This is a genomic window from Flavobacterium pectinovorum (assembly GCF_900142715.1).
Taxonomy (GTDB): domain Bacteria; phylum Bacteroidota; class Bacteroidia; order Flavobacteriales; family Flavobacteriaceae; genus Flavobacterium; species Flavobacterium pectinovorum.
In genome coordinates this window covers 564866-591860 of record NZ_FRBX01000001.1, presented here as the reverse complement: position 1 = coordinate 591860, position 26995 = coordinate 564866, and the positions used below count along the sequence as shown (strand labels likewise).

Below are 26995 nucleotides of genomic sequence, written 5' to 3'. Positions count from 1 at the left end.
AATTTATTCCAAAACTAAACCAATCTGGCCGTCGTCATCTAATTCTGTTTCAACCGAATCATCCTCTGAAATCTCCGGCGTTTCAGGAATTTCTTCAACAGGCTCTTCGTAAGGTAGCGGGTCTAATAAATTAACTTGTTTAAGTTTTTCAGTTGTTAACTGATTTCCTAAAGCTTTAAAACCTTTTACAGCTATAAATTCCTCAACATCAATATGTAAATCTTCTTTTTGAACTCCTTTTACTTTAGCAAAAACCAATTGTGCCATCGGACGATAATCTGTCGAAACAATTTCTAATTGCGAATTTGGATGTTCTGTAATGAAACTTTCTTCTTTTCCTTCATTTTCGACTAAAAAGCGTTTCAAATAGTAACGCTCTTTTTCTCCGTCATAATAAATAGCAGAAATTGGTTTCTTAGGATTCCATTTTTCCAACACAATCATATCTTCATCAAAATGTGTCGATAACTCCGGAATTATAACTTTCAGTTTACCACTTTGATTAATAATCAAGATTTTATCACTTGGTTTAAACTCACCTAATAATTCTCCTCTTGCATCAACATTCAAACGTTTTACGGTATCATCAAACCAAACTTTTCTTGGTAATAGAGTTGAAATTCCTTTTTCTTTTAATTCAATTTTCTTGATAGGATATTTGGTTACCAAATTTCCTTTTGATGCACGTCCTTTAATGGCTAGTTTGGCAAAATCAATATCAAATTTCAATTTTTTGATCGTTCCAACCTGACGTAATAAGATGGTAATTACCTCAGCTTCTCCATTTGGGTTATGCGAAAAATAAACCACCTGGGAACCAGCTGTTTCGTTGGTTAAATCATAAGGCTTATCACGCGTTACGCCCGACACATTAAAACGTTTAATGTATGAAGGCCCTGATTTTCCATCACGATAAATCATGTTGTAAATCGTACGTTTATCACTCTTATCAAAAATAGCAACATGAATAATATCTTTTCCAACAAATGTCTTTGCATCAACTTTTGTTACAAGCATTTTTCCATCACGTAGAAACACAATAACATCATCAATATCAGAACAATCCGTAAGATATTCATCTTTTTTCAAGCTTGTTCCAACAAAACCTTCTTCGCGATTTACGTAAAGTTTTGTATTTCTTAAAACTACTTTTGTAGCCTCAACATTATCAAAAACACGAAGTTCTGTCTGGCGCTCGCGACCTTTTCCGTATTTCTCTTTTAATTTAGTAAAGTATGCAATTGCAAAATCAGTCAGGTTTTCTAAATTATGCTCTACTTCCTTCATTTCATCCTCTAACTTAGCGATAAAATCATCGGCTTTATCAGAGTCAAAACGGGTAATACGAATCATCGGAATCTGAGTCAAACGCTGTAAATCATCGTCATTAATTTCTCTGACGAATGATTTTTTGAAAGGCTCAAATCGATCGTATAAATATTTATAAAGAGATTCTCTATCAGAATACAATTTGAAATCAATGTACATTTCTTCGCGAATGAAGATTTTCTCTAAAGTCGAGAAATGCCATTTATTTTTTAATTCTTCTAACTGAATTTCTAATTCCTGACGAAGTAAATCTACTGTTCTGTGCGTTGAAATTTTCAACATTTCAGAAACTCCGATAAACAAAGGTTTATTGTCTTCAATAACACAACCCAAAGGTGCTACAGAAGTTTCGCAAGCTGTAAAAGCAAATAAAGCATCAATAGTTTTATCTGGAGAAACGCCTGGAAACAAGTGAATTAAAATTTCAACATCAGCCGCCGTATTGTCTTCAATTTTCTTGATTTTGATTTTACCTTTATCATTGGCTTTCAAAATACTGTCAATCAAAGTAGTCGTATTGGTCGAAAACGGAATTTGCGTAATCACCAAAGTGTTCTTGTCTAATTGTGAAATTTTCGCACGAACACGAACACGCCCGCCACGCAATCCGTCATTGTAATTTGACACATCGGCAATACCTTGTGTCATGAAATCAGGATATAATGTAAATGCTTTTCCTTTTAAAATTTTGATCGAAGCATCAATTAATTCATTGAAGTTGTGAGGTAAAACTTTAGTCGAAAGACCAACCGCAATTCCCTCTGCTCCTTGTGCCAAAAGCAACGGAAACTTTACCGGAAGATTGTTTGGTTCTGCACGACGACCATCGTATGAAACTCCCCAATCTGTAATTTTCGGCGAATATAAAACCTCCAAAGCAAATTTAGATAAACGTGCCTCGATGTAACGAGAAGCCGCAGCTCCATCGCCCGTTAAGATATTTCCCCAGTTTCCCTGACAGTCAATCAATAAATCTTTCTGACCAATTTGCACCATTGCATCACCAATACTCGCATCTCCGTGAGGGTGATACTGCATGGTGTGTCCTACAACATTGGCAACTTTATTATAACGACCATCATCCAACTCTTTCAGAGAGTGCATAATACGACGTTGAACTGGTTTAAAACCATCTTCAATCGCCGGAACTGCACGTTCAAGAATTACATAAGAAGCATAATCAAGAAACCAGTCTTTGTACATTCCCGTTACTTTCGTAATAACGTCTTCTCCTTCTTCTTCCTTATTCTCGTAAAAATGCTGTCCTTCAAAATGTTTAGCGTCTACGTCAATAATTTCATCGTCTCCTTCCTGATTTTCATCAAGTTGGTTTTCGTCTGAATTATTTTCGTCGTCGTTTGGAATTATGTTATCGTCTTCTTCGTCTTTCATTTATTTATATTCGAAATTATAAATTTTATATTATTTGTTTTCGATGAGCTCTTTTAAAACTTCAACACTCGGCAATATTGTCTTGTATTTACTTGCAAAAATTTGTTCGTTATTTTCAGGTAATGTATATTTAACTACAGCTTCACTTTTATTTTGACAGAGGATAATTCCGATAGTTTTATTTTCATCTTCCAATCGCATTTCTCTATCATAATAGTTTACATACATTTGCATCTGCCCTAAATCCTGATGCTTTAATTCTCCTATTTTTAAATCAATAAGAACAAAACATTTTAATATTCTATTATAAAAAACTAAATCAATTCTAAAATGTTTATCATCAAAAGTAATTCTTTGTTGTCTTCCAACGAAAGTAAAACCATGACCTAGTTCTAATAAAAAATGTTCTAGTTTATTTATTATTTCTTCTTCGAGCTGTGATTCTGAATATTGAGGCAATTCAGGCAATCCTAAAAACTCTAAGATATAAGGATCTTTAATAAGATCTTTAGGTTTTTCGATAATCTGACCTTCTTCTGAAAGTTTCAAAATACCTTCTTTATCTCTGCTTAATGCTAATCTTGTATAAAGTGCCGAATCATACTGACGTTTTAATTCCCTTACACTCCAATTGTGTTTTTCAGATTCTATCTTATAAAAACATCTTTCTTTTTCATCATCAATTCTCATTAAAAAAATATAATGGCTAAAAGTCAATTTAAAAAATGAATCCAAGGTTTGATAATCTAGTTTCTTGAATTCCGCAGACACTGTCTGCGTTTTTTGAGATTTGAATTCCGCAGTCAGTGACTGCGTATTTTTAATCCCTAAAATCCGAGTCAATGATTCGGATTTTGAATAAATAATATAGAATTGTCTTATTTGCTCTAAATTCCTGATAGAAAACCCTTTTCCAAACTCCTTTGTCAATTGTTTAGAAAGATTTTTTAAAAGCTGTTTCCCATATTCAGCACGATCTTTTCCATTTTGCTCTTCTTCAACGATAATTTTTCCTATTTCAAAATAGGTAATAGTCATTGTTGAATTTACCGTACGCAAAACCTGTTGTCGGGCATTTTGAAGTAACTCGGCAACTTGATGAAATATAACTTTATTTTGAAGATCGTTTGGCAATATTATACTTTTTTATTTTTTTTTAAATAGCAACATCTTCAATCGTATCCAACTCCACCTTCAAATTCTTGATAATGAATTCTTGCCTGTCCGGGGTATTTTTCCCCATATAGAACGACAATAATTGCTCTATCGAAGTATTTTTATCCATCATAATTGGGTCAAGACGAATCGTTTCTCCAATAAAGTTTTTAAACTCATCCGGAGAAATCTCTCCCAAACCTTTAAATCGAGTGATTTCCGGTTTTGGTTTTAGTTTTTCGATGGCGTCTCTTCTCTCTTCTTCAGAATAACAATAGATGGTTTCTTTTTTATTTCGAACCCTGAAAAGCGGTGTCTGCAAAATGTATAAATGCCCTTCTTTGATTAATTCGGGAAAGAATTGCAAAAAGAAAGTAATCAACAACAAACGAATGTGCATTCCGTCGACATCGGCATCGGTTGCGATTACGATATTGTTGTAACGTAGTTTTTCCAGTCCGTCTTCGATATCTAAAGCAGCTTGCAATAAATTGAATTCTTCATTTTCATAAACGATTTTTTTCGTCATTCCGTAGGAATTCAAAGGCTTACCACGCAAACTAAAAACGGCTTGTGTATTTACATCACGCGATTTGGTGATCGATCCGGAAGCCGAATCTCCCTCGGTAATAAAAAGTGTACTTTCTAAGTTCCTAGGGTTTTTTGTATCCGGAAGATGCGCTCTGCAATCTCTTAATTTTTTATTATGAAGATTGGCTTTCTTTGCACGATCTGTTGCCAGTTTTCTGATTCCTGATAACTCTTTTCTTTCGCGTTCTGCCTGCAAAATTTTACGTAACAAAGCTTCTGCTGTTGGCGGATTTTTGTGCAAATAATTGTCAAGTTTGTTCTTAACAAAGTCATTTACAAAAGTACGAACCGAAACCGCAGGCGTTCCATCATCAGAACCCATATCTGTAGAACCTAATTTTGTTTTGGTCTGAGACTCAAAAACCGGTTCCATAACTTTAATACTAATCGCACTTACAATCGATTTACGAACGTCTGAAGCTTCAAAGTTTTTGTTGTAAAACTCACGAATGGTTTTTACAATTGCTTCTCTGTAAGCCGCCAAATGCGTTCCTCCTTGTGTCGTATTTTGTCCGTTTACAAAAGAGTGATATTCTTCGCTATATTGTGTTTTACTGTGTGTTAAAGCGATTTCGATATCATGATCTTTCAAATGAATGATCGGATATTCTAAATCATCTTCATTAATGGTTTCTTCTAATAAATCTCTAAGACCATTCTCAGAAATGTATTTTTCGCCATTAAAAATAATCGTTAAACCATTGTTTAGATAACAGTAGTTTTTGACCATTTTAATAACATATTCCATACGGAATTTGTAGTTTTTGAAGATCGTTTCATCTGGCGTAAAAGTTACTTTTGTTCCTTTACGTTTGGTTGTCTCGATTACATCTTCTTCAAGAACCAGATTTCCTCCTGAAAATTCTGCTGCTTTTTGTTTGTCATCACGAACAGATTCTACACGAAAATAGTTTGAAAGTGCATTTACCGCTTTTGTTCCGACACCGTTTAGACCAACAGATTTCTGAAAAGCTTTAGAATCGTACTTTCCTCCGGTATTCATTTTCGAAACTACATCTACTACTTTTCCTAACGGAATTCCACGTCCGTAATCACGAACCGAAACCGTTTTATCTTTGATGGTAACTTCAATCGTTTTTCCGGAGCCCATGACGAACTCATCGATACAGTTATCTAAAACCTCTTTTAATAGAATATAAATACCATCATCCGGCGAAGATCCATCTCCCAATTTTCCGATATACATTCCCGGACGCATACGAATATGCTCCTTCCAGTCGAGTGATCGGATATTATCTTCGTTATATTGATTTTGCTCTAGCATAAATGAATTGGATTTTCGGCTAATGTACCATTTCTAGCTAAAAAATAAAAGCGTATTTTCTTTTTGTTACGAATAATAACAGCTTTGAATTCTATTTAAATTGATTTTAAAATAATACAGACTTTAAAAGTAGAAAATATCAGTTCTAAAATAAAAAAATACTATTTGATTCCCAGGACTTCTTTTGCCAAAGCAATCATTTCGGGAGTTCCCGTATTTTTGTTTTTTTCGTCAGAAAGCTTCACGACGCCCTGCCAATGGGTATTATCTGGCTTTGTGTCGGTTAATTTTATTACCATATTCATGGAAGGCAATCCAACATCATTAGTAAAATTGGTTCCGATGCCAAATGACATTTTAATTTTGTCTTTACAAAAGTCCGCGATCGTTTTTACTTTATCAAAATTAAGCGAATCTGAGAAAACAATAGCTTTAGATTTTGGATCTATTCCCATTTTGACATAATGAGAAATTACTTTTTGAGCAAACTCAACAGGATCTCCACTATCGTGCCTTACACCATCAAAAAGTTTAGAGTATTTTTTATCAAACTGATTGAAAAATATATCTGTTGTGTATGTATCTGTTAAAGCGATTCCGAGGTCACCGCCATAAACTTCTGTCCAATGTTCGAGACTTATCGAATTTGCCATTTTAAAACCGTATTGTGCGGCATGAAACATAAACCATTCGTGTGCGTGAGTTCCTAAAGGGCGTTTGTTGTTGAGCATAGCAAAATGGACATTGCTTGTTCCGATGAAACTTTCTGAGCCAAAAGTTTGCAGCGTTTCGTTGACCAAAACATGTACATCATAAGAATGACGCCTTCTTGTACCAAATTCTAAAACAGAAACCCCTAATTTATTATAGTTGTCAATCTTATTTTTAGTGAGGGTTTTTATAGCCTCATCATTCAGTCGAATTAAGTGATTTGATTTATAAAAAAGTTCAGAAATCAAAGCCATTAAAGGCACTTCCCATAAAATGGTTCGGTACCAAAAACCTTCTACAACAACTTTAATTTCTGAACCTTCCTGAGTAATTTTAACTTCTGCCGGATCAAAACTATATCCCTGTAAAAAATCTAAATAAGTAGGATCGAGATATGGACAGTAATGTGACAGATAATGCTTTTCATCTTTTGTTAGCCGCAAATCTGCCATGGCATCAACCGATTTTCGAAGCAAATCTGCAAAACCGGGCGGAAAAACATGTTTGCCGCGATTTATAAATCCATAACGCACTTTAGCCTTTGGAAAAAGTCTGATTACGGCATGCTGCATCGTAAATTTGTAGAAATCATTATCTAAAATTGATTTCAAAAAAGTTGTTTCCATAAGGCAAGTTGCTATATATTTTTTCAAATCCGTAACAGCTAAGATACGCCAATTCGGTAAAAGAAGAAAATGATATAAATCAACTTTGCTTAAAAAATCTTACTTTGAAACTATTTTAAAGGCTGCAATACTATTTGTATCTACAAAAAAAGTAATATACTCTCCTATTGTATTATCAAAAGTTATCTGAAACTCTAAACCGCCTTTTCTCTCTCTTCCGTTAGTGATTTTAACGGGTTGATTTCTTTTGTTTAAATAATAAAACTGATCTGATTTTGAAATGTTTTTGATTTCAAAAGTGATTTTATCGCCATTTCTTACTTCAATTATTCCAGAATCCGGCGATTTGATTTTATAATCTTTTTCAATTGTTTTATTATAAATTAAAGGTCCATTCAGGAAATCTTCTTTGCTTAATTTATCACCTAAATAAGATTCGGAATCTGGGAAATGTTTGGCAAAAAAATAATCAGGATCGGTATCAAAATAAACAGAAGAAAAATCATTTGCCATTCGGCCTTTGCTGCTGTCATAATAGCCTTGGCCCCAGGTAACGTCTACCAATCTCCATTTTTTATCAATCAAAACCATATTCCATGCATGATTTGAAGAAGTATTTTTTCGTCCAATATCTACTAATCTGGTTTTAGAATCTCCACGAACAATTTCACATTTAATTCCAACTAATGAAGCCAAATGTTGATACAAAACCGTAAAACCTTCGCAAACGGCTTTTTTAGACTTAAATGCTTTTTCAACCATTTGATCATTCAGCGCCTGAATCTTTCTTTGTTTTTCGGCTTCTGAACGATAGCTAAAGCCCTGCGTTTTTGGAGGATTCAAAAACGCAGCATAATCATACCTTACATTAAGAGCAATCCAGCTATAAATTGCTCTCGCTTTGTCGTAATCAGAGGTAAAATCCTTTTCGATTCTCTCTGCCAATTTTTCGGTTGTACTAAAACTTTTTGGGTATTTTAAAACGATGTTATCAACTGCATTATATTTTTGTGCAAATGAAGAATACAGGAAAATAACATTTATAAGGAGTAAAAAAACAATCTTTTTTGGTGTCATAAAATTAGAAACAATCTTTTATAATATCTTTTAATTCTTTGTCTAATTCAGCGTTAGAAATTTGATTTTTTTCTAAATCGAAATTAGCATTGAAGGCCGGTAACGAAAATGTAGCTTTTATTTCGGCTCCATATCTTGGCAAAGCATTACGCGCAATTTCTAAAACAGAAGCTCCGCCTCTTGTACCCGGCGAAGTTGCCATTAGTAACATTGGTTTTTGCTGAAAAACTTCTTTCGTAATTCGGGAAGACCAATCGAATATATTTTTAAAGGCTGTTGAGTAGTTGTTATTATTTTCAGCCAAAGAAACGACTAAAATATCTGCGCTTGCCAGTTTGGCTAAAAACGCTTTTGCTTTTTCATGCTGACCGATTTCTTTCTCTAAATCAACGCTGAATAATGGCATTGCGAAATCATTTAAATCTAAAATTTCAACTTCTCCATTCTCAATTAAACCTGCAGCATAAGTTGCCAGTTTTTTATTGATTGATTGTTGACTATTACTTCCTCCAAAGGCTATAATTTTCATATTGTGGTATTTGTGTTATATCTGACAGCAAAGTTCTTGCCACAGATTACATTCTACAGATTAAAAATATCATAGCGAAATCCTTCTAATCTGTAAAAATCTGTGGTAATATCTTATTTTTCTATTTCAAAAATCTCTTTCTGTATTTCTACTGAATATTCATTTGGATAAATTTTTCCTCCGTATGACTTAGCGTATACTTTGGTAAATTCTGCCCCAAAATACAGAATTATTGCTGAATAATACACCCAAACCAAAATAATAATTACAGAACCTGCCGCACCATAAACTGACGCCACTGTGGAGCTTCCTAAATAAAACCCTATAGCAAATTTACCAATCATAAAAAGTACAGCCGTAACTGATGAACCGATAATTGCATCTTTCCATCTTATTTTTCCGTCTGGCAATGTTCTGAAAATAATGGTAAAAAGAAGCGTAATACTAGCCAAAACAATGAAAATATTTACGACGTAAAACAAATAAACAGTACTTTCCGGGAAGTATATTTTTAAACGGGTACTTACCAAATCTAGAGTTGTATTTACCAAAAGACTAACGAGCATTAAAAATCCAACCGAAGCAATCATTGAAAATGACATTAATCTGTTTTGTATGAATTTCTTAAGGCCTTTGTCTGGTTTTGCTCGCAAACCCCAAATAAAATTAATGGAACTTTGTATTTCTGCAAAAACCCCCGAAGCCCCTATTAGTAACATTACAATACCAAAAACGGTTGCAAAAACATTACTTCCGGAAAGTTGTACGTTTTTTATAGCTTCCTGAATCTGAATTGCTGCTTCATTTCCAACCATCTCGTTAATCTGTCCGTATAATTGTCCCGTTACTGCTTCTTCACCAAAGAAAAAACCGCAAATTGTTATGATAATAATCAATAAGGGCGGCAATGCAAAAATGGTATAATAGGATAATGCTGCACTAAGTTTAATAGCGTTGTCATCATTAAATTCTAAAAAGGTATTCTTGAGCAGAAACCACGTTTTGGAGAATATATTCTTAATTTTCACGATACTTCGATTTTTGGATATTCTCTCAAATTTAAGTAATAAGTTAAAATTTTGAATTGTTGCTTTTTGAGCAAATTTTACATTTTTACCATGTTTATTTATATTGAATTCTTTGTTGTGATTTTATATAGTCCCTATGGACATTTATAAAATGTATTCTTTTTTCTACCAATATCTAACTTCTAACAGAGTATTAAACAGAGTTATTTAATACAATCCTTTTGATATAATCTATAAAAATAATATCTCATAGAGATTATATATTGGTAGAAAGATATTATCGTTGACCATTTTTGTCCCGTAGGGACTACATATTAAATAAAAACGATTTATTTATAATGACAAAAAATCCCTTTATCATAAACCGTCCATAAACTGGCTTTTTGATTGGCGGCTTTCAACGCATTATTCGCCCAGGTGTTACAAGTGTAAAACAGACTGTAACTTCCTTTTGCTTCATAAAAAGCATCTTTTTTTCCGTAGCTGTGTCCTTCAATCCATTCCGGATTTGTTGGATTACTAAAACTTTCTGAAATATAAGAAACCAGCTTTTGATAGTTTTCTTTAGAGATTAAAATTCGCTTACAATCTTCACCCTCTTTTAATTGTTTGAAAAATGTAGTGTGCATCGCTGATGAACTGACTCCGAATGCCGCTTTTAAGGCTGTACTGGTTTTCAAATCTGACCATTCGGGCGTGTCGAGATAAAATCCTTTATCGCCCCAGCCGAAAGCGATATAATTCATCAAAGAATCTTTGGATTGTGTCTGGCTAAACTGAATTTGGTTGCGCCAGTCTTTTATATCATTTACTACAGGAACGACAATATCTGTATGAACGCCGTTGGAGAGAATATAAATTGGAATTGTTTTTTGTTCTTTAATAAATGCGCTATCCGAGTTAACGGTAATTTTAGAAATCAGATAAACTGCAATTATATATAGGACAAGAAAAGTAATAATGGCAAGAATAGTCCAGCCCAGAATTTTGAAAGTTTTTAGCATTTGATTGGTTTGTTTTTGGTTGTTAAAAATATACTTTTTTCTGATAACCAATTTTTGAGCCAAAAAATTAAACTTTAAATTTTTATTGATTTTTATTGATGGGAGAAACTGGATTGCGTTAAAAAATTCAACGCTGATGACGAGGATTCGCTAAAGCGAAAACGCGGATTTTGACGGATTTTTATTTTTATGCTGTGTTTATTTTTTCACGCAGATTTTGCAGATCTTATTTTAAAAATGAATGTCATCCTGAGCGGAATCGAAGGCTTTTTCTACTTTGAAGGGCTTCGAACCCTGACATTTGTAATTTTTAAACACAAAAAAACTGCTGAATTTCTCCAGCAGTTCTATCTATTCTCTTTATTCTTTATTCTTTATTCTATTCTCTAAAGTTCTATTCTCTTAAAAAAAAATTAAACGTTGAAACGGAAGTGCATTACATCACCATCTTTTACAACATATTCTTTTCCTTCTACTTTGAATTTTCCTGCTTCTTTTGCTTTTGCTTCAGAACCGTACTGAACGTAATCTTCGTATGAAATAACTTCTGCACGAATAAATCCTTTTTCAAAATCAGTATGAATAACTCCGGCTGCTTGTGGCGCTGTAGCTCCAATGTTGATGGTCCAGGCACGAACTTCTTTTACACCTGCTGTAAAGTAAGTTTGCTGTTTCAATAATTTATAAGCTGCACGAATTAAAACTGATGCTCCCGGTTCTGTTAATCCCATATCTTCAAGGAAAACCTGACGCTCTTCGTAGCTTTCTAATTCTGTAATATCAGCCTCTGCTCCTACAGAAAGGATAATAACTTCAGCATCTTCGTCTTTTACTAATTCACGAACCTGATCTACATATTTATTTCCGTTTACAGCTGAATTTTCGTCAACATTACAAACGTATAAAACTGGTTTTGCCGTAATCAACTGAAAAGATTCCATTAAAACTTCTTCATCATTTCCTTGAGGCACAACAGTACGAGCTGATTTAGCCTGCAATAATGATTCTCTGATTCTGTCTAAAAGTGCTTTTTCAGTCTGTGCTTCTTTATTTCCGGTTTTAGCGGCACGATTTACTTTTTCCAAACGTTTTTCAACGGTTTCTAAGTCTTTCAACTGTAATTCGATATCGATAGTTTCTTTATCACGAATTGGGTTTACATTTCCGTCAACGTGTACAATATTATCATTATCAAAACAACGTAAAACGTGAATAATAGCATTACACTCTCTGATGTTTCCTAAAAACTGATTTCCAAGTCCTTCACCTTTACTCGCACCTTTTACCAAACCTGCGATATCTACAATATCAACAGTTGCCATTTGCACACGTTCTGGTTTTACCAACTCTTCTAATTTGTTAATTCTTGGATCCGGAACGTTAACAACACCAATATTAGGTTCGATTGTACAAAACGGAAAATTCGCACTTTGTGCTTTTGCATTCGACAAACAATTAAATAAAGTCGATTTTCCAACATTTGGTAATCCTACAATTCCTGCTTTCATATGTAGATAATATTTGTTTTTTATTTGATTTTATCTCTGTCAGACGCCGTCATTATTGATTTATGTATCAAATATTTAGCCTCTGATTTGAACGTTTTTTCTTCTTTTTAATTTTTTGCTAAAATGATAGATTTTAGCCTTAAAATTTTGCAAATATAAGATTTAATACCTCTTAAGTAAACAAAAAATGACGATATATGTTTTTTTACGACTTTTCTTAAAAAAAATCAAACTTTTTTATAATGTTTTGTTAAATAACGCTATTTTTATCACAATATTTAACAAACCAACATACAAATTTTAACCAAAATTAGATTAAACATGAAAAAAATTGCAATTCTATTATTTCTATTTAACACAGTCGTCATTTTTGCACAACAGCAAATTTCTGGTGTAGTAAAAGACAATACAGGCACACCGCTGCCTGGTGTTAACATTGTCGAAAAGGGTACTAATAATGGGGTGTCTACAGATAGTGACGGATCCTATAAAATTACAGTTAAAGAAGGAGCTTCATTAATTTTTACTTACATGGGGTATAACAGCGTAACCAGGCTGGCAAACTCTCCTCAAATTGATGTTGCTTTATCTGAAGAAGGAGGCCAAAATTTGGATGAAGTTGTTGTTACAGGTTCCAGAACCGCAGCCAGAAGTAATACAACAAGTGCTTTACCTATTGATGTTTTATCTTCCAAAGATTTAACAGCCACAGGACAGGCCACATTTGATAAGGCTTTGCAGTACAAGATTCCGTCTTTTAACACAGTACAAACTCCTGTAAATGATGCTACATCATTACTGGATCCGTACGAAATTAGAAACATGGGACCAAGCAGAACTTTAATCCTTATTAATGGTAAACGTAAAAACTTAAGTTCATTGCTTTATGTGCAAACTTCTCCGGGACGTGGAGAAACGGGTGCAGATATCTCTGCGATTCCTACAGACGCTATCGAAAGAGTTGAGATTCTTCGTGATGGGGCTTCTGCTCAATACGGATCTGATGCGATTGCGGGTGTAATGAACATTATTTTAAAGAAAAACAGAACTGATGGATCTTTGACTGTAAGAAGCGGAATTACTTCTGAAGGTGATGGAGAAATGCTGGGTGTAAGTTTAAACCAAGGAACTACTGTTGGCGAAAAAGGCTTTTTGAATTACACTATAGATTTCTCTAAAGTAAATTTAGCTAACAGACCTGGAACAGTTGATGCTCAGGGTGAAGCAAATGACTTTTTAGACGGATCACCAGCTGCTGTTGCAACCGTAAATGAATTCTTAAGCAGATATCCTGATGCAAGAAACATTAATGGTTCGCCTGAAACAGCTGCTGCAAAATTTCTTATTAATGGTGGAAACGAAATTAGTGATAATACAAGTTTGTATTATAATGCTGCCTATGTTTACAAAAAAGTAAACTCGTTTGCGAATTTCAGAACACCTTATTGGAGACCTTTGTCTGATGATCCTTATTTGAATGATTTCTTCGGAAATGGTGATGACGTAAATCCTTCTTATGATGGATATGGCCCAACCTTCGAAGGAGATTTAAGTGATTATAATGGTACTTTAGGTTTTAAAACCGTTAAAAATGGATGGAACACAGACGCAAGTATAACAGTTGGGGGTAACAAACAAGTTTATTCGGTAAACAACTCAGTAAACAGATCTTCGATTCTTGATGCAGACGGAAACAATGTTTACAGAGAAAACAGCCCAATTTCGTTTAAACCAGGAGGAACATCTTTTAATCACCTGGTTGGAAATATTGATGTTTCTAAAATTATATCTGACAAAATCAGTATTGGTTTTGGTACTGAATTTAGATCTGAATATTTTACCGTTATGGAAGGTGATAAAGCTTCATGGGATGGTACAGGTGCTGACTCATTTGCAGGAAACAGACCTGAAAATTCAGGAAAATGGAACCGTTACAATGTAGGGGTTTATTTAGACGTTGCTTATGATATCACAAAAGACTTCTTAATAAACGGAACAGTTCGTCATGAAGAATATAGCGATTTTGGTGGCGCAACAGTTTGGAAAGCAAGTACAAGATATAAATTTCTTGACGATAAAATTACTTTAAGAGGATCAGTTTCTACAGGATTCAGAGCTCCAACTTTACACCAAATTTATACTCAAAAATCTCAATACTCATTTGTAGCCGGACAAGGAATTCAAATAAGTGGTATTATTAATAACGTTTCTCCTCAGGCGCGTCAATTAGGAATTCCACAATTAGATCCTGAAAAATCAACTAACATAACTGTTGGTATTGGTGCAAAACCTTTTACAAACTTCAATTTTACAATTGATTACTATAATATTAAAGTAGAAGACAGAATTGTATTAGGAGACAGACAAGATACTGAATTTGGAGACGTGGCTTGGTTTTCTAACTCATTCGATTCCAGAACTTCTGGTTTAGATGTGGTAGCCAATTATAATAATATTGGAATTGGCGAAGGTAAATTAGGATTTAACGTATCTGGAAATATTACTTTAGAAAATAAAAGAATTTCTCCTGTAACTAACAATTCATTCGGGGATATTTTAAATTCATTGACTTTTACTTCAAGACCTGAGACAAAATGGATTTTTGGTATAAACTACGAAATTGGTAAATTCGGATTTTCTCTGAACAATACATATTTTGGAAAAACTACTTTTAATCAGGATGGTTTAGCTACAAATGATCCAAATGCACCAGTTGGTTCTGCAGAATATTTGGCAGCTAACTTAAAAACTGAATTTATTCCTAAAATTGTTACTGATTTAGGTGTTAATTTTAGTGCTACTGAAAAACTTACAATTGCATTAAATGTAAATAACTTATTTAATGTTCTGCCTGAATGGAAATTCGTTGCAGAAAATGAAAATGGAGCAGCATTATTAGCTGATCCTGTACAAACCAAACAACAATCTAACTTACTTACATTTAACCAACGTTATTCAAGAATGACTTACGATGGTTTCCATTTCAGTCAGTTAGGAACGATGTTTAACTTATCTGTAAATTATAAATTTTAATTCATATTTAGTTAATAACGCTAAAGGGTTGTCGTTATGACAGCCCTTTTTTATATTTTTATATTAAAATTTTCAAATTATGGCAAATTTATATGATGGAAAAATGGCAGCGATATACGATGCGATGTACCAGACTTTTGTTGATTATGATGAAGAATATGCTTTTTACAACAAGCTAATTCAGGAAAACAAAGCTTCAAGCATTCTTGAAATTGGAAGCGGAACCGGAAATCTTGCAAAAAGGTTCGACCAAAATAATCAAAATTATCAGGGTTTGGATTATAGTGATGATATGATTGCAATAGCCAGACAACGAAATTCAAATTGCTCTTTTACTCAGGGCGACATGCGTGATTTTAAACTTGAAAATCCTGTAGATGCTATTTTAATTACAGGAAGATCTACAAGTTATCTCATTACAAATAATGACATGAACAGGACTTTTGATTCGCTGCATAAAAACCTGAATGATGACGGTGTTATCATTTTTGATTTTATAGACGCCAACAGGTTTATTCCTTTTACCAAAGAAAACCCAATTATTACGCACGAAGCCAAATACGAAAACGTCAATTATATCAGAGAAAGTCATTGGGATACAAATAATTCCTTAGAAAATTTTATGCTCGAATGGACTGCTCAATATTACACTTTGGTGGATGGCAAAAAGGAAATTATAGAAAATGATTTTTCGACCGTTCGCGTTTTTACTCTTAATGAGATACAGCTGTTTTTATACCTGAATAATTTTGACATAATCAAAACTATTGACCGCAAAACATACGCTTACGATACTTTTGTAATTGTTGCAAAAAAAAGAAAATAAAATTAAAGTTTAAATTCTAATGAATTTATAATTCCTTTTTCTTCTTCAGTAGCTGTAAACCCAGATAAATCCCAATACTTGGTCAGGATTTTGTTCTGCTTATTAAAAAGTGTTTTCTCCTTAAAAACATCGCTTTCTTTATAAGTAAAGTTTTGTCTGTTAAAATTTGTTGTGATAAAGTTATTTCGAACCTGAATGTTTTTTTTAACCTGATCTTTTAAAATAAGATCATACGCAATTTCTTCATTTGAGCTTAGTAAATAATAATCCTCATCATCAATTCTGTACGTTACTTTAACCTGTGATCTGGTAACATTCTTTGAACCTACTTTTGTTTGTTCTTCTATTTGAGCAAGATCACCAGGCTTTATAATAATAGTGAATTCTACAATTAACTTTTTTGTCGGATCGTAAATAATTTCAAAAGTATCCAGTGCCTTTTTAGATTTATCCAACGGCGTTACAGACATTATATAATAATCCTTATTATTTGGATGTCCTGTTGTTGTAAACTCATATTCTTTCTTTGTTTTTGAATCTAAAAGAGGATCAAAATATTTTAAATTTGAATAATTCTCCATAATATTATTCAAATTATATCCAATTAAATCGGCAGAAACATCATTTTCCAGCAATCCATAAGATCTGTTTTGCTCTACTAATAAGGTTGTTGTTGATTTCTTTTGATCGCCATCAAATTGAAAATTAACCAATCCGTCATTATAATAAGAATATTTATTATCCAGCATAAAAAACTCTCTTACATAGACTTTTAATCGGTAAGCATTGGCCAATTTCTGCCTGGAATTAGAAACAATTCTTTGAAGGTTTTTTTCTGGCTTTTCTTTGGATACTACAATTTCTTCTAATTTATTGTTGTTGTTGTTATTTTTAAGATAAACAACAAATAAATCCGGTTTTAAAGATCCCCAACGAAGTGTCACTTTCTCGTAATTGGTCTCCGAAACCTGAACATTAGATGCACCTTCCAATTCAAAAGTTACCTTTCCGTCCTGATTACTTATTAAAGTTTGTTTCGTTTTCATAATTAACACAGTTGCATTTTCTATTGGTAATTGTGTTTCAATATCTTTTACGACAATAGAATACTCCACTTTTTGAGCAAAAATGGCAGTATTAACGAAAATAACAAATAAAAGCAGCAGTCCTCTCATAGGCAATTATTTAAATATTGCCATCAAATTAACAAAATAAATCATTATAAATAGCATAATACAGTGTAAAAATAATAAAAAACTTATATTTCGTAAATAAAAAAATCCTGAACAGCCAAGTTCAGGATTTTTTGATCTTTAAATTAGATTAAAGATATTATTCACCGTGTAAAAACGCTTGTCTATTCAACAAGGTTTCTTCATCTTCTACGTGGTTATCATCTGGTACACAACAATCTACAGGACATACAGCAGCACATTGAGGCTCATCATGAAACCCTTTACATTCTGTACATTTTCCCGGAACAATATAATACACTTCGTCAGAAATTGGCGTTTGAGCATCATCTGCGTCAACCTCAGTTCCGTCTGGTAAAATTACTTTTCCTTTAAGACTCGTTCCATCTTTATATCTCCAATCATCGGCACCTTCATAAATTGCTGTATTTGGGCATTCTGGTTCGCAAGCCCCACAATTGATGCATTCGTCAGTTATAATTATTGCCATTTTTTTCTTGGTTATGAGTTAAAAGTTACAAGTTGAGAAATAATAATGTGAAGATTTTATTCTGCTTTGTCTTATAACTTAATATAGCTTATTTTTGTGCAAAATTACAATCAAAACTCTTCATAAACAAACATTATGACATTAGAAACAAAAAAAAGTATTTTTGTTGAATTAGGAAAATTTCTGAAACAATTTTCTGAAAACGATACAATTAAAAAATCGGATGTTCTGCATAACGATTTATTTTTTGATGATTTCGAAAAGCTGATCTATTTATCACAATCTCATAATGGATGGTATACACCTGAACAAGTGTACTTTGCAATAAAATCATGGGCAGATGCGCTGACCGAAGAAAATATAGATAAATGGCTTTCGGCATATTCCTTTGACACTCAGGATGACAAAAACGAAAAAACAGTAGCGCTAATTTTAGCCGGAAATATTCCATTGGTAGGTTTTCATGATTTTCTTTCCGTTTTAATTACCGGAAATAAAACTTTGATCAAAACTTCTTCAAACGATCAGCACTTATTGCCTTTTCTAGCCAAATATTTGATTGCTGTTGATGAAAGTTTAAAAGAAAAGATCACTTTCGTGGAAGGAAAACTGGAAAATTTTGATACCGTAATCGCCACCGGAAGCAATAATACAGCCAGATATTTTGAATATTATTTTAAAGATAAACCTTCAATCATTCGAAAAAACAGAAATTCGGCTGCTGTTTTAAACGGAAATGAAACACATGAACAATTAGAAGCGCTGGGCGAAGATATTTTCAGGTATTTTGGCTTGGGATGTCGTAATGTTTCTAAACTTTTTGTTCCGAAAGGCTATTCATTTGATGCTTTTTTTCAGGCTATTTTTAAATATCAGGACGTTATTCACTACGAAAAATATGCAAATAATTACGATTATAACAAAGCCGTATTTTTAATGAGTAATTTTAAATTACTGGACAATGGTTTTCTTACTTTAAAAGAAGATTTGAGTTACGCCTCACCTATTTCCAGTGTTTTTTATGAATTTTACGAAAACATCGAAGATCTGCAAAGTCGTCTTACAACTGATTCCGAACAAATTCAATGCATCGTAAGCAACGATTTAATTAAAAATAGTATTCCCTTCGGAGAAACACAAAATCCTCAATTGTGGGATTATGCAGATAACGTTGATACTATAACGTTTTTGTTAACAACAAAGTAAAAAAATGTTTAATTATTTCGAATAATTTATCGCTTTTTCAGCTCCTATTGCCGAAATTTGCATCTTTAAAATTTCCGACTATTAACAACAACCATGAAAAAACACAACTACAGCGCAGGACCAAGTATCTTACCTCAAGAAGTTTTTGAGAAGGCATCAAAAGCAATATTAAATTTTAATGATTCAGGACTTTCTATTCTGGAAATTTCGCACCGAAGCAAAGATTTCGTTGCAGTAATGGAAGAAGCTCGCTCCCTTGCTTTAGAACTTTTAGGACTTCAGGGAAAAGGATATCAGGCATTATTTTTACAAGGTGGCGCAAGTACAGCATTCTTAATGGCTCCCTATAATTTAATGAAAGAAAACGGGAAAGCCGCGTATTTAGATTCAGGAACATGGGCAACAGCTGCTATAAAAGAAGCTAAATATTTTGGAGAAACTGTTGTTGTAGCTTCTTCAAAAGAAGAAAATTACAACCATATTCCAAAAGGATACACAATACCAAGTGATGCTGATTATTTTCACTGTACAAGTAACAATACCATTTTTGGAACTCAAATGAAAGAATTTCCAGCAACAAACGTACCTGTTGTTTGCGATATGAGTTCTGATATATTTTCACGCAATTTGGATTTCTCTAAATTTGATTTAATCTACGCCGGAGCTCAAAAAAATATGGGGCCTGCAGGAACTACTCTTGTGGTTATTAAAGAAGAAATCTTAGAGAAAAACGGAAGAACAATTCCTAGTATGTTAGATTATGCTAAACATATTAAAGGAGAAAGTATGTACAATACACCTCCGGTTTTTGCTGTTTATGTTTCTTTATTGACCTTACAATGGATTAAGGAAAAAGGCGGAATTGCTGCTGTTGAAAAATTAAACGATGCAAAAGCAGATTTACTTTATACTGAAATTGACAGAAACCCATTATTTAAAGGTGCTGCAGCAGTAGAAGATCGTTCTAAAATGAATGTTACTTTCTTGCTAAACAACGCTGATCACACAGAAACTTTTGACGCTTTATGGAAAGCCGCAGGAATTTCAGGATTACCGGGACACCGTTCTGTGGGTGGTTACAGAGCTTCTATTTACAATGCTATGCCTATCGAAAGTGTTCAGGTTTTAGTAGATGTAATGAAAGCATTGGAATCTAAAGTTTAATTTTCAGTTTACACGAAAATTTGTAATGAATACGGGATTTTTAGCCCCGATAGAAGTGGAAATCCTTTTATTTTTTTTCTTTAAAAAAATAAAAGATTGCAACGGATAGCGGGATTAGCTCCTAAACAAAAAGAAAAAAATATCACATATGTTAATTAACGAATCTTACGATTTAACGATTAACCAAATAAACACATAAACTAAAATGAAAGTATTAGCGAATGATGGAATTTCTAAAAGTGGAATTCTGGCTTTAGAAAAAGGTGGATTTGAAGTTATAACTACAAAAGTAGCTCAGGAACAAGTGGCTAATTTTGTTAATGAAAATAATGTAGACGTTGTTTTGGTTCGTAGTGCAACCAAAGTTCGTAAAGATATTATTGACGCTTGCCCAGGATTAAAAATTATTGGTCGTGGTGGTGTTGGTATGGATAATATCGATGTTGAATATGCAAAAAGTAAAGGAATTCACGTAATTAATACACCGGCTTCTTCATCGGAATCTGTTGCTGAGTTGGTATTTGGACACTTGTTTTCTGGTGTTCGTTTTTTACATGATTCTAACAGAAATATGCCTCTTGAAGGAGATTCAAACTTTGACGGTTTGAAAAAAGCGTACGCAAACGGAGTTGAATTAAGAGGAAAAACACTTGGAATTGTTGGTATTGGCCGTATTGGTCAGGCTACTGCAAAAATGGCACTTGGTTTAGGTATGAAAGTTATCGCAGCAGATAGTTTTATTCCTAAAGTAGATATCAAAGTTGAGTTTTTTGATGGTCAGTCTATCACTACAACAATCGAATCTCAATCATTAGAATCACTGTTTAAAGAAGCTGATTTCATTACATTACACGTTCCTGCTCAGGATGGTTACATCATTGGAGAGAAAGAATTAGCAATCATGAAAGACGGTGTTGGAATCGTAAACTGTGCTCGTGGTGGTGTTATTGATGAAGTTGCTTTAGTAAAAGCTTTAGATTCAGGAAAAGTTGCTTTTGCTGGTTTAGACGTTTTTGAAAGCGAGCCAAAACCAGAAATGGCAATCTTAATGCATACTAAAATTTCGTTGACTCCACACATTGGTGCTGCAACAGGAGAAGCACAAGACAGAATTGGAACTGAATTAGCCTCACAAATTATTTCTTTGTTGAGCTAATTATAAAATAAAAAGATTAACTTTAGAGGGATTTACTACTTTTTTTTGTAGTAAATCCCTTTCTTTTTTATTAATTTTGTTGTGTAATTTTAAACTTTAAATATCATGTTTGAACAATTAACGCAGTTAGTACAACAATACGGAGGTGATGCCATTGTAAAAAACAATGCAGTCCCAAATGAACACAACGAGGCCGTTGTAAATGAAACAAGTAATTCTATTTTTGCAGGATTGCAAAAAATTGCTTCAGAAGGTGGTGCAGAACAATTAGCTGGTCTGTTTAGTGGAAAATCATCAATAGACAGTTCTAACCCGATTGTTCAGCAAATTACGCAACAATTATCAGGAAGTCTGGGCCAAAAATTTGGTTTAAGCAGTGAAGCTTCTTCCGGTGTTGCGGCAAGTATGATTCCACAAGTTTTAAATTCTTTAGTAAATAAAGCAAAAGACCCAAATGATAGTGGTTTTCAAATTTCGGATATCATCAGTGCAATTTCAGGAAATAGTGGGCAAGCGTCAAGCATCATGGATACAATTTCTAAATACGGAATGCAATTTGGCTTAGATCAAAACGCAGACGGAAAAGTTGATGTTGCCGATGTTTTGGTAGTAACACAAAGCAAAGGTGGAATTTCGGGATTTATTGGGCGACTTTTTAAGAGTAAATAATTTTTTAAGTTGCTAAGATGCTAAGGTTCTGAGATTTTTAAAATCTTTGTCGAAAAAAAAATAATGCAAGCTGTTTACATTTAAGTAAACAGCTTTTTTTATAAACTAAGGAAAAACTTAGAATCTTAGCGCCATTTTAAAAAACTTAGGATCTTAGTATCTCAGAACCTTAGCATCTTAAAAAAAATCCGTAAATTTAAGCTATGAAAAACTGCATTTACATATTAATTGTTTTGTTTACGATTATTGCATGTTCAACGTCTCAGAAGACGGTTGACAATGCAGTAAAACAAAATGTTGCCGTAAATGATACCGTTAGAATTGCAAATGATTCTCTCGAATATGAAGTAATAATTATTGATAACGGATTTAGTACCTGGCTGGCTTCGAGAGCTTTTCCTAGAAATTATCATTCCCTGTCTTATCTGGAAAACAAGAACAATTTGTATGTTACAGAATGGAATAACAGGGTTTTACAGCCACAACGCTACAATCCTGACTTGTATGAAATGAGCATTAATTACAACCCGACTATTAAGTACGGTTACGAGGTAAATTATCTAATTTACAACTACATGATTTATTTTCAAAATACTTACAAACAAAAGCTTTGGGGATATGTACCATCAAGATAATGTTGCTATATTTGTAATCATTACTAATAAAAATGAATAAATTAAAGCAACGTTGGGGCATCACCTCAAATTTTCAATTGGTCATCATATTTATTGTTTTTGCCATCACCGGATCGGCATCTGCATGGTTGTCTAAACCTTTTTGTGTATGGTTAGGCATTACAAAAGAAGATTTTGGAGGTTGGTTTACTTTAATTAGGCTAATTATTATTTTCCCAATTTATCAGGTTTTATTGGTTGCTATCGGAACTGTTTTTGGACAATTTCGTTTCTTTTGGGCTTTCGAAAAAAGAATGCTTAAAAGTATGGGATTGGGATTTTTATTTAAAGACTAAGCATCTTTGTTAGTGTTCTGAAAAAAATAAGTGTAAATCCACGTAATTGTAAATGATGGAATTATATCTGTAAACGGAATTATTTCTTCAACAAAAGTCAAAAAACCGGCAACCTTCCCTACTCTTCCCTTGTACATTCTGCTCATAATAAAAGCCGCAATTGGCGCCCAGATTACATCTGAAAATTCACCAAGTACCGGAATTGAAAAGGAAATCATTCCGATACCATCAAAAAGAAGCCCTAAAAGAAGTTTTCTCATTCTTTCGTCATTCGTAACATTCAAATCCTGCATTTTGTTTTATTTAGAGATTAATCGAATTTAAAAATAATTCACTAAGTAAATTTATTTTTAACCGCTATATTTTTTCTTAATTACCACTTCTTCAATTTTCAAGCCAAGTTTTTTTAATTGTAGATTTTAGATTAAGAATTGGAATTTGGAATTTTTAAACTTTGGAATTTAAATTTAAGAATTTGATTCTAATCATAATCTTTGTTTCTTTGTAGAAACAGTTTCAAAATGATACACGCAAAAAACATACATAAATTCTACGATAAACTCGAAGTTTTAAAAGGAGTTGATTTACATATTAAAAAAGGAGAAATTGTTTCGATTGTTGGTGCTTCCGGTGCCGGAAAAACTACTTTATTGCAAATTTTAGGAACCTTAGATAAACCCGAAATAAATACAGAATCATCATTAAGTATCAACGGCGAGAATGTATTAAAATTACAAGATGTAGAAACTGACAATTCAAAAGAAGAAAAAATATTCAAGATTATTACCTGGACTGGTTTCATTTACGTTATAATTCTGATCGTTTGTTTTTTGTTTTTAAGAGCTAAAATCTACGATGATAATTTAAGGTTAATGACAGCTGGTATTCTGTTATTACCTATTATTTCCATGATAATTTATTACACCCGATATTTCAAAAAGAAAAGCAAAAAAGACAAAACCTTATCCAATTTCAGAAATTTAAATCTTGGTTTTATCTTTCAGTTTCATCAATTATTACCTGAATTCACAGCTTTAGAAAATGTTTGTATTCCTGCTTTTATGGCCAATAAATCAAAAGCAGAAGCTGAAAAAGAAGCAAAAAAACTGTTGGAATATTTAGGTTTATCACATAGAATCAATCACAAGCCAAACGAACTTTCGGGCGGAGAACAACAAAGAGTTGCCGTAGCAAGAGCTTTAATCAACAAACCAGATGTTATTTTTGCCGATGAACCTTCCGGAAATCTCGACACACAATCTGCCGAAAATTTACATCAGTTATTTTTTCAGCTTCGCGACGAATTTGGGCAAACCTTTGTAATCGTAACCCACAACGAAGAATTGGCCAATATGGCCGATAGAAAACTCGTAATGGTCGACGGACAGATTAGTAATTAGAAAAGCAAACACGAATTTCACTAATTGCCACTAATTAGTTCGTGAAATTAATTTCACAAACTAAGTTAACCATTGAAATTTGTGTAAATTAGTGAAATTCGTGTTTAAAAATTGATTTATAATATTTTGTCCAGCATGTAGTTCCCATCAAGGCTAGGGCATTCGAATACATAAGAACATTCATTTCAACATGAACCAAAAAGAACTCAAAGAATTTCTTGACGAAAAAGTCATTCAATATAATAATCAGGATTTTATCGAAAGTGATCCTGTACAGATTCCGCATTTATTTTCGCAGAAAGAAGATATTGAAATTGCCGGTTTTTTAAGCGCAACAATTGCTTGGGGGAACCGCAAAATGATTATCAAAAATTCACATCAAATGATGGAATTAATGGGTAATACACCTTATGATTTCATTATGTCACACTCTGAAAACGACCTGGAACGTCTGGAAAATTTTGTACATCGCACCTTCAACGGAAAAGATTTTAGTGGATTTATAAAAGGTTTACAGCACATTTATAAAAATCACGGCGGTCTTGAAACTGTTTTCGCCAAAAATCAGGAAAAAGACAGTTTGCAGAAAAGCATCAGCGAATTCAAGAAAATATTCTTTGAAATTGATCATTTGCCAAGAACACAAAAACACATTTCAGATCCCTTAAATAATTCCGCAGCAAAAAGAATCAACATGTATTTGCGCTGGATGGTTCGTCAGGATACAAAAGGAGTAGATTTAGGAATTTGGAAAACCATTTCGCCAGCCGCATTATCTTGTCCGCTAGACGTTCATTCCGGCAACGTAGCCCGCAAACTTGGAATACTTTCGCGAAAGCAAAACGACGGAAAAGCATTGGCAGAATTGGATTTGCAACTCCGCAAAATGGACGCTGCAGATCCGGTAAAATATGATTTTGCGTTATTTGGTTTAGGCGTTTTTGAAGGGTTTTAATTTGGATAAATTATTTACTGAGTTAGCGTTCCTAATGTCAGGCTGAGCGTCCCGAAACTTCGGGAGAAGCCCGATTCCAATTGGAGCGCCCTTCGACTTCGCTCAGGGTGACACCCAAAAATCGAAAACATAACAAACAAATTAACCATTGAAATTTGTGCAAATTTGTGAATTCGTGTTTAAAATTCATTTATAATATTTGTGTTCAAACGATACGTTCCAATGTGTACATTGCTATCAATAACAGAAATCTAACAAAAAACCACGAATTTAACGTACATTTGCACAAAATTTAATGTAAATGAGCACTTTCGAAAAATTCAATCTTCCAAAATCAGTACAAAAAGCAATCGACGAATTAGGATTTGTTACGCCAACTCCTATTCAGGAAAAATCCTTTTCTGTGATTATGTCAGGTCGCGATATGATGGGAATTGCGCAAACCGGAACCGGTAAAACATTTGCATATTTATTGCCTCTTTTAAAATTATACAAATTTACCCCAACCAATACGCCAAAAATTGTAATTCTGGTTCCAACCCGTGAATTAGTAGTTCAGGTTGTAGATGAAATCGAGAAATTAACCAAATATATGTCGGTTAAAACACTTGGTATTTTTGGTGGTGTAAACATCAATACACAAAAAAAAGCTGTTTATGAAGGAGTTGACGTTTTAGTTGGAACTCCGGGTAGAATGATGGATTTAGCTCTTGATGCTGTAGTTCGTTTTGATGAAACTCAAAAATTAGTTATTGACGAGTTTGACGAAATGCTAAATTTAGGTTTCCGTACGCAATTGACAGCACTTTTGGCGATGATGAAAACCAAACGTCAGAACATTTTATTCTCTGCAACTATGACGGATGAAGTTGACGCTGTTTTGAATGACTTTTTTGATTTTCCGGAAGAAGTTACACTTGCTGCTTCAGGAACTCCGCTTGAAAATATTACTCAGATTACTTATAACGTTCCTAATTTTAATACAAAAGTTAACCTGTTAAAGCATTTATTAGAAACAAACGAAAACATGGAACGTGTTTTGGTTTTCGTTAATAATAAAAAGATTTCAGACATGCTTCATACCCGAATAGAAGAACATTTTGAAGGACAATTTGGGGTAATCCACTCTAATAAATCTCAAAATTATCGTTTGAGTACAATGGCAGAATTTCAGGAAGGAAATCTTCGCGGATTAATTACAACTGATATTATGGCGAGAGGTTTGGATATTTCGAATATCTCTCACGTTATCAACTTTGAACTTCCGGAATTTCCTGAATTATATATGCACAGAATTGGTCGTACAGGTCGTGCAGATGCAACAGGAACCGCAATTAGTTTTATCACGCCTCGTGAAGAAGAATTTAAAGTGGAAGTGGAAGTTTTAATGAATCAGGAACTTGAAATAGCAGAATTTCCTGAAGAAGTCGAAATTTCAGCCAAATTAATCGAACCTGAAAAAGACAAACAGCCGATCAAGTTTTTAATGAAAAAAGTAAAACTGGATGGTGACGGTGCTTTTCATGATAAAGCGAAAAAGAATAAAAAAGTAAATCTTGGCGGGCCTTCAAAAACCAAAAAGAAAACTCACGGATCTGTTAACAGAAACATGTTGAAAACGAGAGACAAGAAAAGAAAAGATAAGGACAAATAGTTTCTTTAAAGATACTAAGGTTCTAAGTTACTAAGATTCTAAGA

General features: G+C 33.4%; 22 protein-coding genes and 2 pseudogenes. 12 read left to right on the top strand and 12 right to left on the bottom strand.

Annotated features, from left to right (window positions below):
• Positions 1–3: 3 nt before the first annotated feature.
• From BUE22_RS02330 to ychF, 9 genes are all read right to left on the bottom strand, one after another.
• Positions 4–2721 (bottom strand): DNA gyrase/topoisomerase IV subunit A, encoded by a 2718-nt coding sequence (locus BUE22_RS02330; RefSeq protein WP_073393505.1) that lies wholly within the window; start codon positions 2719–2721, stop codon positions 4–6.
• A 30-nt stretch (positions 2722–2751) separates the two neighbouring features.
• Positions 2752–3759 carry a PDDEXK nuclease domain-containing protein gene (locus tag BUE22_RS02325; RefSeq protein WP_243396798.1) on the bottom strand — a complete coding sequence of 336 codons (1008 nt, stop codon included), beginning with the start codon at positions 3757–3759 and terminating at the stop codon, positions 2752–2754.
• A gap of 118 nt (positions 3760–3877) precedes the next feature.
• A complete protein-coding gene (locus BUE22_RS02320; protein WP_042564145.1) occupies positions 3878–5752 on the bottom strand; it encodes a DNA topoisomerase IV subunit B in 1875 nt (624 codons plus the stop codon).
• Positions 5753–5913: 161 nt separating this feature from the next.
• Positions 5914–7089, bottom strand: coding sequence for a nicotinate phosphoribosyltransferase (pncB, locus tag BUE22_RS02315; RefSeq protein WP_073393501.1), 1176 nt, complete (start codon positions 7087–7089; stop codon positions 5914–5916).
• Positions 7090–7188: 99 nt separating this feature from the next.
• Positions 7189–8166: a transglutaminase domain-containing protein gene (locus tag BUE22_RS02310; RefSeq protein WP_073393499.1), complete on the bottom strand. Its 978-nt coding sequence runs from the start codon at positions 8164–8166 to the stop codon at positions 7189–7191.
• A 4-nt stretch (positions 8167–8170) separates the two neighbouring features.
• A complete protein-coding gene (locus BUE22_RS02305) occupies positions 8171–8695 on the bottom strand; it encodes an NADPH-dependent FMN reductase (protein ID WP_073393497.1) in 525 nt (174 codons plus the stop codon).
• A gap of 113 nt (positions 8696–8808) precedes the next feature.
• A complete protein-coding gene (locus BUE22_RS02300; protein WP_084540193.1) occupies positions 8809–9723 on the bottom strand; it encodes a YihY/virulence factor BrkB family protein in 915 nt (304 codons plus the stop codon).
• Positions 9724–10052: 329 nt separating this feature from the next.
• On the bottom strand, positions 10053–10727 hold the full coding sequence (locus tag BUE22_RS02295; RefSeq protein ID WP_073394255.1) for a TIGR02117 family protein: 675 nt from the start codon (positions 10725–10727) through the stop codon (positions 10053–10055).
• A 413-nt stretch (positions 10728–11140) separates the two neighbouring features.
• Positions 11141–12235, bottom strand: a complete 1095-nt coding sequence (ychF, locus tag BUE22_RS02290) for a redox-regulated ATPase YchF (RefSeq protein ID WP_042564141.1) — start codon at positions 12233–12235, stop codon at positions 11141–11143.
• Positions 12236–12556: 321 nt separating this feature from the next.
• On the opposite strand from ychF, the gene BUE22_RS02285 reads away from it, so the two are divergent.
• On the top strand, positions 12557–15268 hold the full coding sequence (locus tag BUE22_RS02285; RefSeq protein WP_073393495.1) for a TonB-dependent receptor: 2712 nt from the start codon (positions 12557–12559) through the stop codon (positions 15266–15268).
• Between the two features lie 79 nt (positions 15269–15347).
• Positions 15348–16094, top strand: coding sequence for a class I SAM-dependent DNA methyltransferase (locus BUE22_RS02280; protein WP_042564139.1), 747 nt, complete (start codon positions 15348–15350; stop codon positions 16092–16094).
• Between the two features lie 2 nt (positions 16095–16096).
• On the opposite strand, the gene BUE22_RS02275 is transcribed toward BUE22_RS02280, so the two are convergent.
• Both BUE22_RS02275 and BUE22_RS02270 read right to left on the bottom strand, forming a co-directional pair.
• Positions 16097–17269 (bottom strand): hypothetical protein, encoded by a 1173-nt coding sequence (locus BUE22_RS02275; protein WP_073393493.1) that lies wholly within the window; start codon positions 17267–17269, stop codon positions 16097–16099.
• A 157-nt stretch (positions 17270–17426) separates the two neighbouring features.
• Entirely contained in the window at positions 17427–17777 is a 351-nt protein-coding gene (locus BUE22_RS02270; RefSeq protein WP_042564137.1) for a 4Fe-4S dicluster domain-containing protein, read from the bottom strand.
• 135 nt (positions 17778–17912) lie between these two features.
• Here BUE22_RS02270 and BUE22_RS02265 point away from each other — a divergent pair, with 135 nt between their 5' ends.
• The 6 genes from BUE22_RS02265 to BUE22_RS02240 all read left to right on the top strand — a co-directional run bounded on the left by BUE22_RS02265 (position 17913) and on the right by BUE22_RS02240 (position 22942).
• Positions 17913–18983, top strand: coding sequence for an acyl-CoA reductase (locus tag BUE22_RS02265; RefSeq protein WP_073393491.1), 1071 nt, complete (start codon positions 17913–17915; stop codon positions 18981–18983).
• Positions 18984–19076: 93 nt separating this feature from the next.
• Positions 19077–20147: a 3-phosphoserine/phosphohydroxythreonine transaminase gene (gene serC / locus BUE22_RS02260; protein WP_073393490.1), complete on the top strand. Its 1071-nt coding sequence runs from the start codon at positions 19077–19079 to the stop codon at positions 20145–20147.
• 205 nt (positions 20148–20352) lie between these two features.
• The gene (locus tag BUE22_RS02255; protein ID WP_073393488.1) at positions 20353–21303 is read left to right on the top strand and encodes a D-2-hydroxyacid dehydrogenase; all 951 of its coding nucleotides are present in this window, start codon (positions 20353–20355) and stop codon (positions 21301–21303) included.
• A 105-nt stretch (positions 21304–21408) separates the two neighbouring features.
• Complete coding sequence (locus tag BUE22_RS02250) at positions 21409–21972, top strand: DUF937 domain-containing protein (RefSeq protein ID WP_073393486.1); 564 nt, start codon at positions 21409–21411, stop codon at positions 21970–21972.
• Between the two features lie 203 nt (positions 21973–22175).
• Positions 22176–22607, top strand: coding sequence for a DUF6146 family protein (locus BUE22_RS02245; protein WP_073393484.1), 432 nt, complete (start codon positions 22176–22178; stop codon positions 22605–22607).
• Positions 22608–22639: 32 nt separating this feature from the next.
• Positions 22640–22942 carry a DUF6787 family protein gene (locus BUE22_RS02240; RefSeq protein ID WP_042564131.1) on the top strand — a complete coding sequence of 101 codons (303 nt, stop codon included), beginning with the start codon at positions 22640–22642 and terminating at the stop codon, positions 22940–22942.
• Here BUE22_RS02240 and BUE22_RS02235 read toward each other — a convergent pair.
• Entirely contained in the window at positions 22939–23235 is a 297-nt protein-coding gene (locus BUE22_RS02235) for a hypothetical protein (RefSeq protein ID WP_073393482.1), read from the bottom strand. The genes BUE22_RS02240 and BUE22_RS02235 overlap by 4 nt on opposite strands.
• Positions 23236–23463: 228 nt before the next feature.
• On the opposite strand from BUE22_RS02235, the pseudogene BUE22_RS24050 reads away from it, so the two are divergent.
• The 4 genes and pseudogenes from BUE22_RS24050 to BUE22_RS02220 form a co-directional block, all read left to right on the top strand.
• Positions 23464–23676, top strand: a pseudogene (locus BUE22_RS24050) (ATP-binding cassette domain-containing protein); the annotation flags it as partial.
• Between the two features lie 216 nt (positions 23677–23892).
• Positions 23893–24342: pseudogene (locus BUE22_RS24045) on the top strand (ABC transporter ATP-binding protein); the annotation flags it as partial.
• 190 nt (positions 24343–24532) lie between these two features.
• Positions 24533–25297 (top strand): TIGR02757 family protein, encoded by a 765-nt coding sequence (locus BUE22_RS02225; RefSeq protein WP_073393478.1) that lies wholly within the window; start codon positions 24533–24535, stop codon positions 25295–25297.
• 301 nt (positions 25298–25598) lie between these two features.
• On the top strand, positions 25599–26951 hold the full coding sequence (locus tag BUE22_RS02220) for a DEAD/DEAH box helicase (protein ID WP_042564127.1): 1353 nt from the start codon (positions 25599–25601) through the stop codon (positions 26949–26951).
• Positions 26952–26995: the final 44 nt, after the last annotated feature.

What these genes read in the sequence shown, in the direction of transcription:
- BUE22_RS02330 (WP_073393505.1), bottom strand. Translation starts at nt 2,721, where the DNA reads ATGAAAGACGAAGAAGACGATAACATAATTCCAAACGACGACGAAAAT.
- BUE22_RS02325 (WP_243396798.1), bottom strand. Translation starts at nt 3,759, where the DNA reads ATGACTATTACCTATTTTGAAATAGGAAAAATTATCGTTGAAGAAGAG.
- BUE22_RS02320 (WP_042564145.1), bottom strand. Translation starts at nt 5,752, where the DNA reads ATGCTAGAGCAAAATCAATATAACGAAGATAATATCCGATCACTCGAC.
- pncB (WP_073393501.1), bottom strand. Translation starts at nt 7,089, where the DNA reads ATGGAAACAACTTTTTTGAAATCAATTTTAGATAATGATTTCTACAAA.
- BUE22_RS02310 (WP_073393499.1), bottom strand. Translation starts at nt 8,166, where the DNA reads ATGACACCAAAAAAGATTGTTTTTTTACTCCTTATAAATGTTATTTTC.
- BUE22_RS02305 (WP_073393497.1), bottom strand. Translation starts at nt 8,695, where the DNA reads ATGAAAATTATAGCCTTTGGAGGAAGTAATAGTCAACAATCAATCAAT.
- BUE22_RS02295 (WP_073394255.1), bottom strand. Translation starts at nt 10,727, where the DNA reads ATGCTAAAAACTTTCAAAATTCTGGGCTGGACTATTCTTGCCATTATT.
- ychF (WP_042564141.1), bottom strand. Translation starts at nt 12,235, where the DNA reads ATGAAAGCAGGAATTGTAGGATTACCAAATGTTGGAAAATCGACTTTA.
- BUE22_RS02285 (WP_073393495.1), top strand. Translation starts at nt 12,557, where the DNA reads ATGAAAAAAATTGCAATTCTATTATTTCTATTTAACACAGTCGTCATT.
- BUE22_RS02280 (WP_042564139.1), top strand. Translation starts at nt 15,348, where the DNA reads ATGGCAAATTTATATGATGGAAAAATGGCAGCGATATACGATGCGATG.
- BUE22_RS02275 (WP_073393493.1), bottom strand. Translation starts at nt 17,269, where the DNA reads ATGAGAGGACTGCTGCTTTTATTTGTTATTTTCGTTAATACTGCCATT.
- BUE22_RS02270 (WP_042564137.1), bottom strand. Translation starts at nt 17,777, where the DNA reads ATGGCAATAATTATAACTGACGAATGCATCAATTGTGGGGCTTGCGAA.
- BUE22_RS02265 (WP_073393491.1), top strand. Translation starts at nt 17,913, where the DNA reads ATGACATTAGAAACAAAAAAAAGTATTTTTGTTGAATTAGGAAAATTT.
- serC (WP_073393490.1), top strand. Translation starts at nt 19,077, where the DNA reads ATGAAAAAACACAACTACAGCGCAGGACCAAGTATCTTACCTCAAGAA.
- BUE22_RS02255 (WP_073393488.1), top strand. Translation starts at nt 20,353, where the DNA reads ATGAAAGTATTAGCGAATGATGGAATTTCTAAAAGTGGAATTCTGGCT.
- BUE22_RS02250 (WP_073393486.1), top strand. Translation starts at nt 21,409, where the DNA reads ATGTTTGAACAATTAACGCAGTTAGTACAACAATACGGAGGTGATGCC.
- BUE22_RS02245 (WP_073393484.1), top strand. Translation starts at nt 22,176, where the DNA reads ATGAAAAACTGCATTTACATATTAATTGTTTTGTTTACGATTATTGCA.
- BUE22_RS02240 (WP_042564131.1), top strand. Translation starts at nt 22,640, where the DNA reads ATGAATAAATTAAAGCAACGTTGGGGCATCACCTCAAATTTTCAATTG.
- BUE22_RS02235 (WP_073393482.1), bottom strand. Translation starts at nt 23,235, where the DNA reads ATGCAGGATTTGAATGTTACGAATGACGAAAGAATGAGAAAACTTCTT.
- BUE22_RS02225 (WP_073393478.1), top strand. Translation starts at nt 24,533, where the DNA reads ATGAACCAAAAAGAACTCAAAGAATTTCTTGACGAAAAAGTCATTCAA.
- BUE22_RS02220 (WP_042564127.1), top strand. Translation starts at nt 25,599, where the DNA reads ATGAGCACTTTCGAAAAATTCAATCTTCCAAAATCAGTACAAAAAGCA.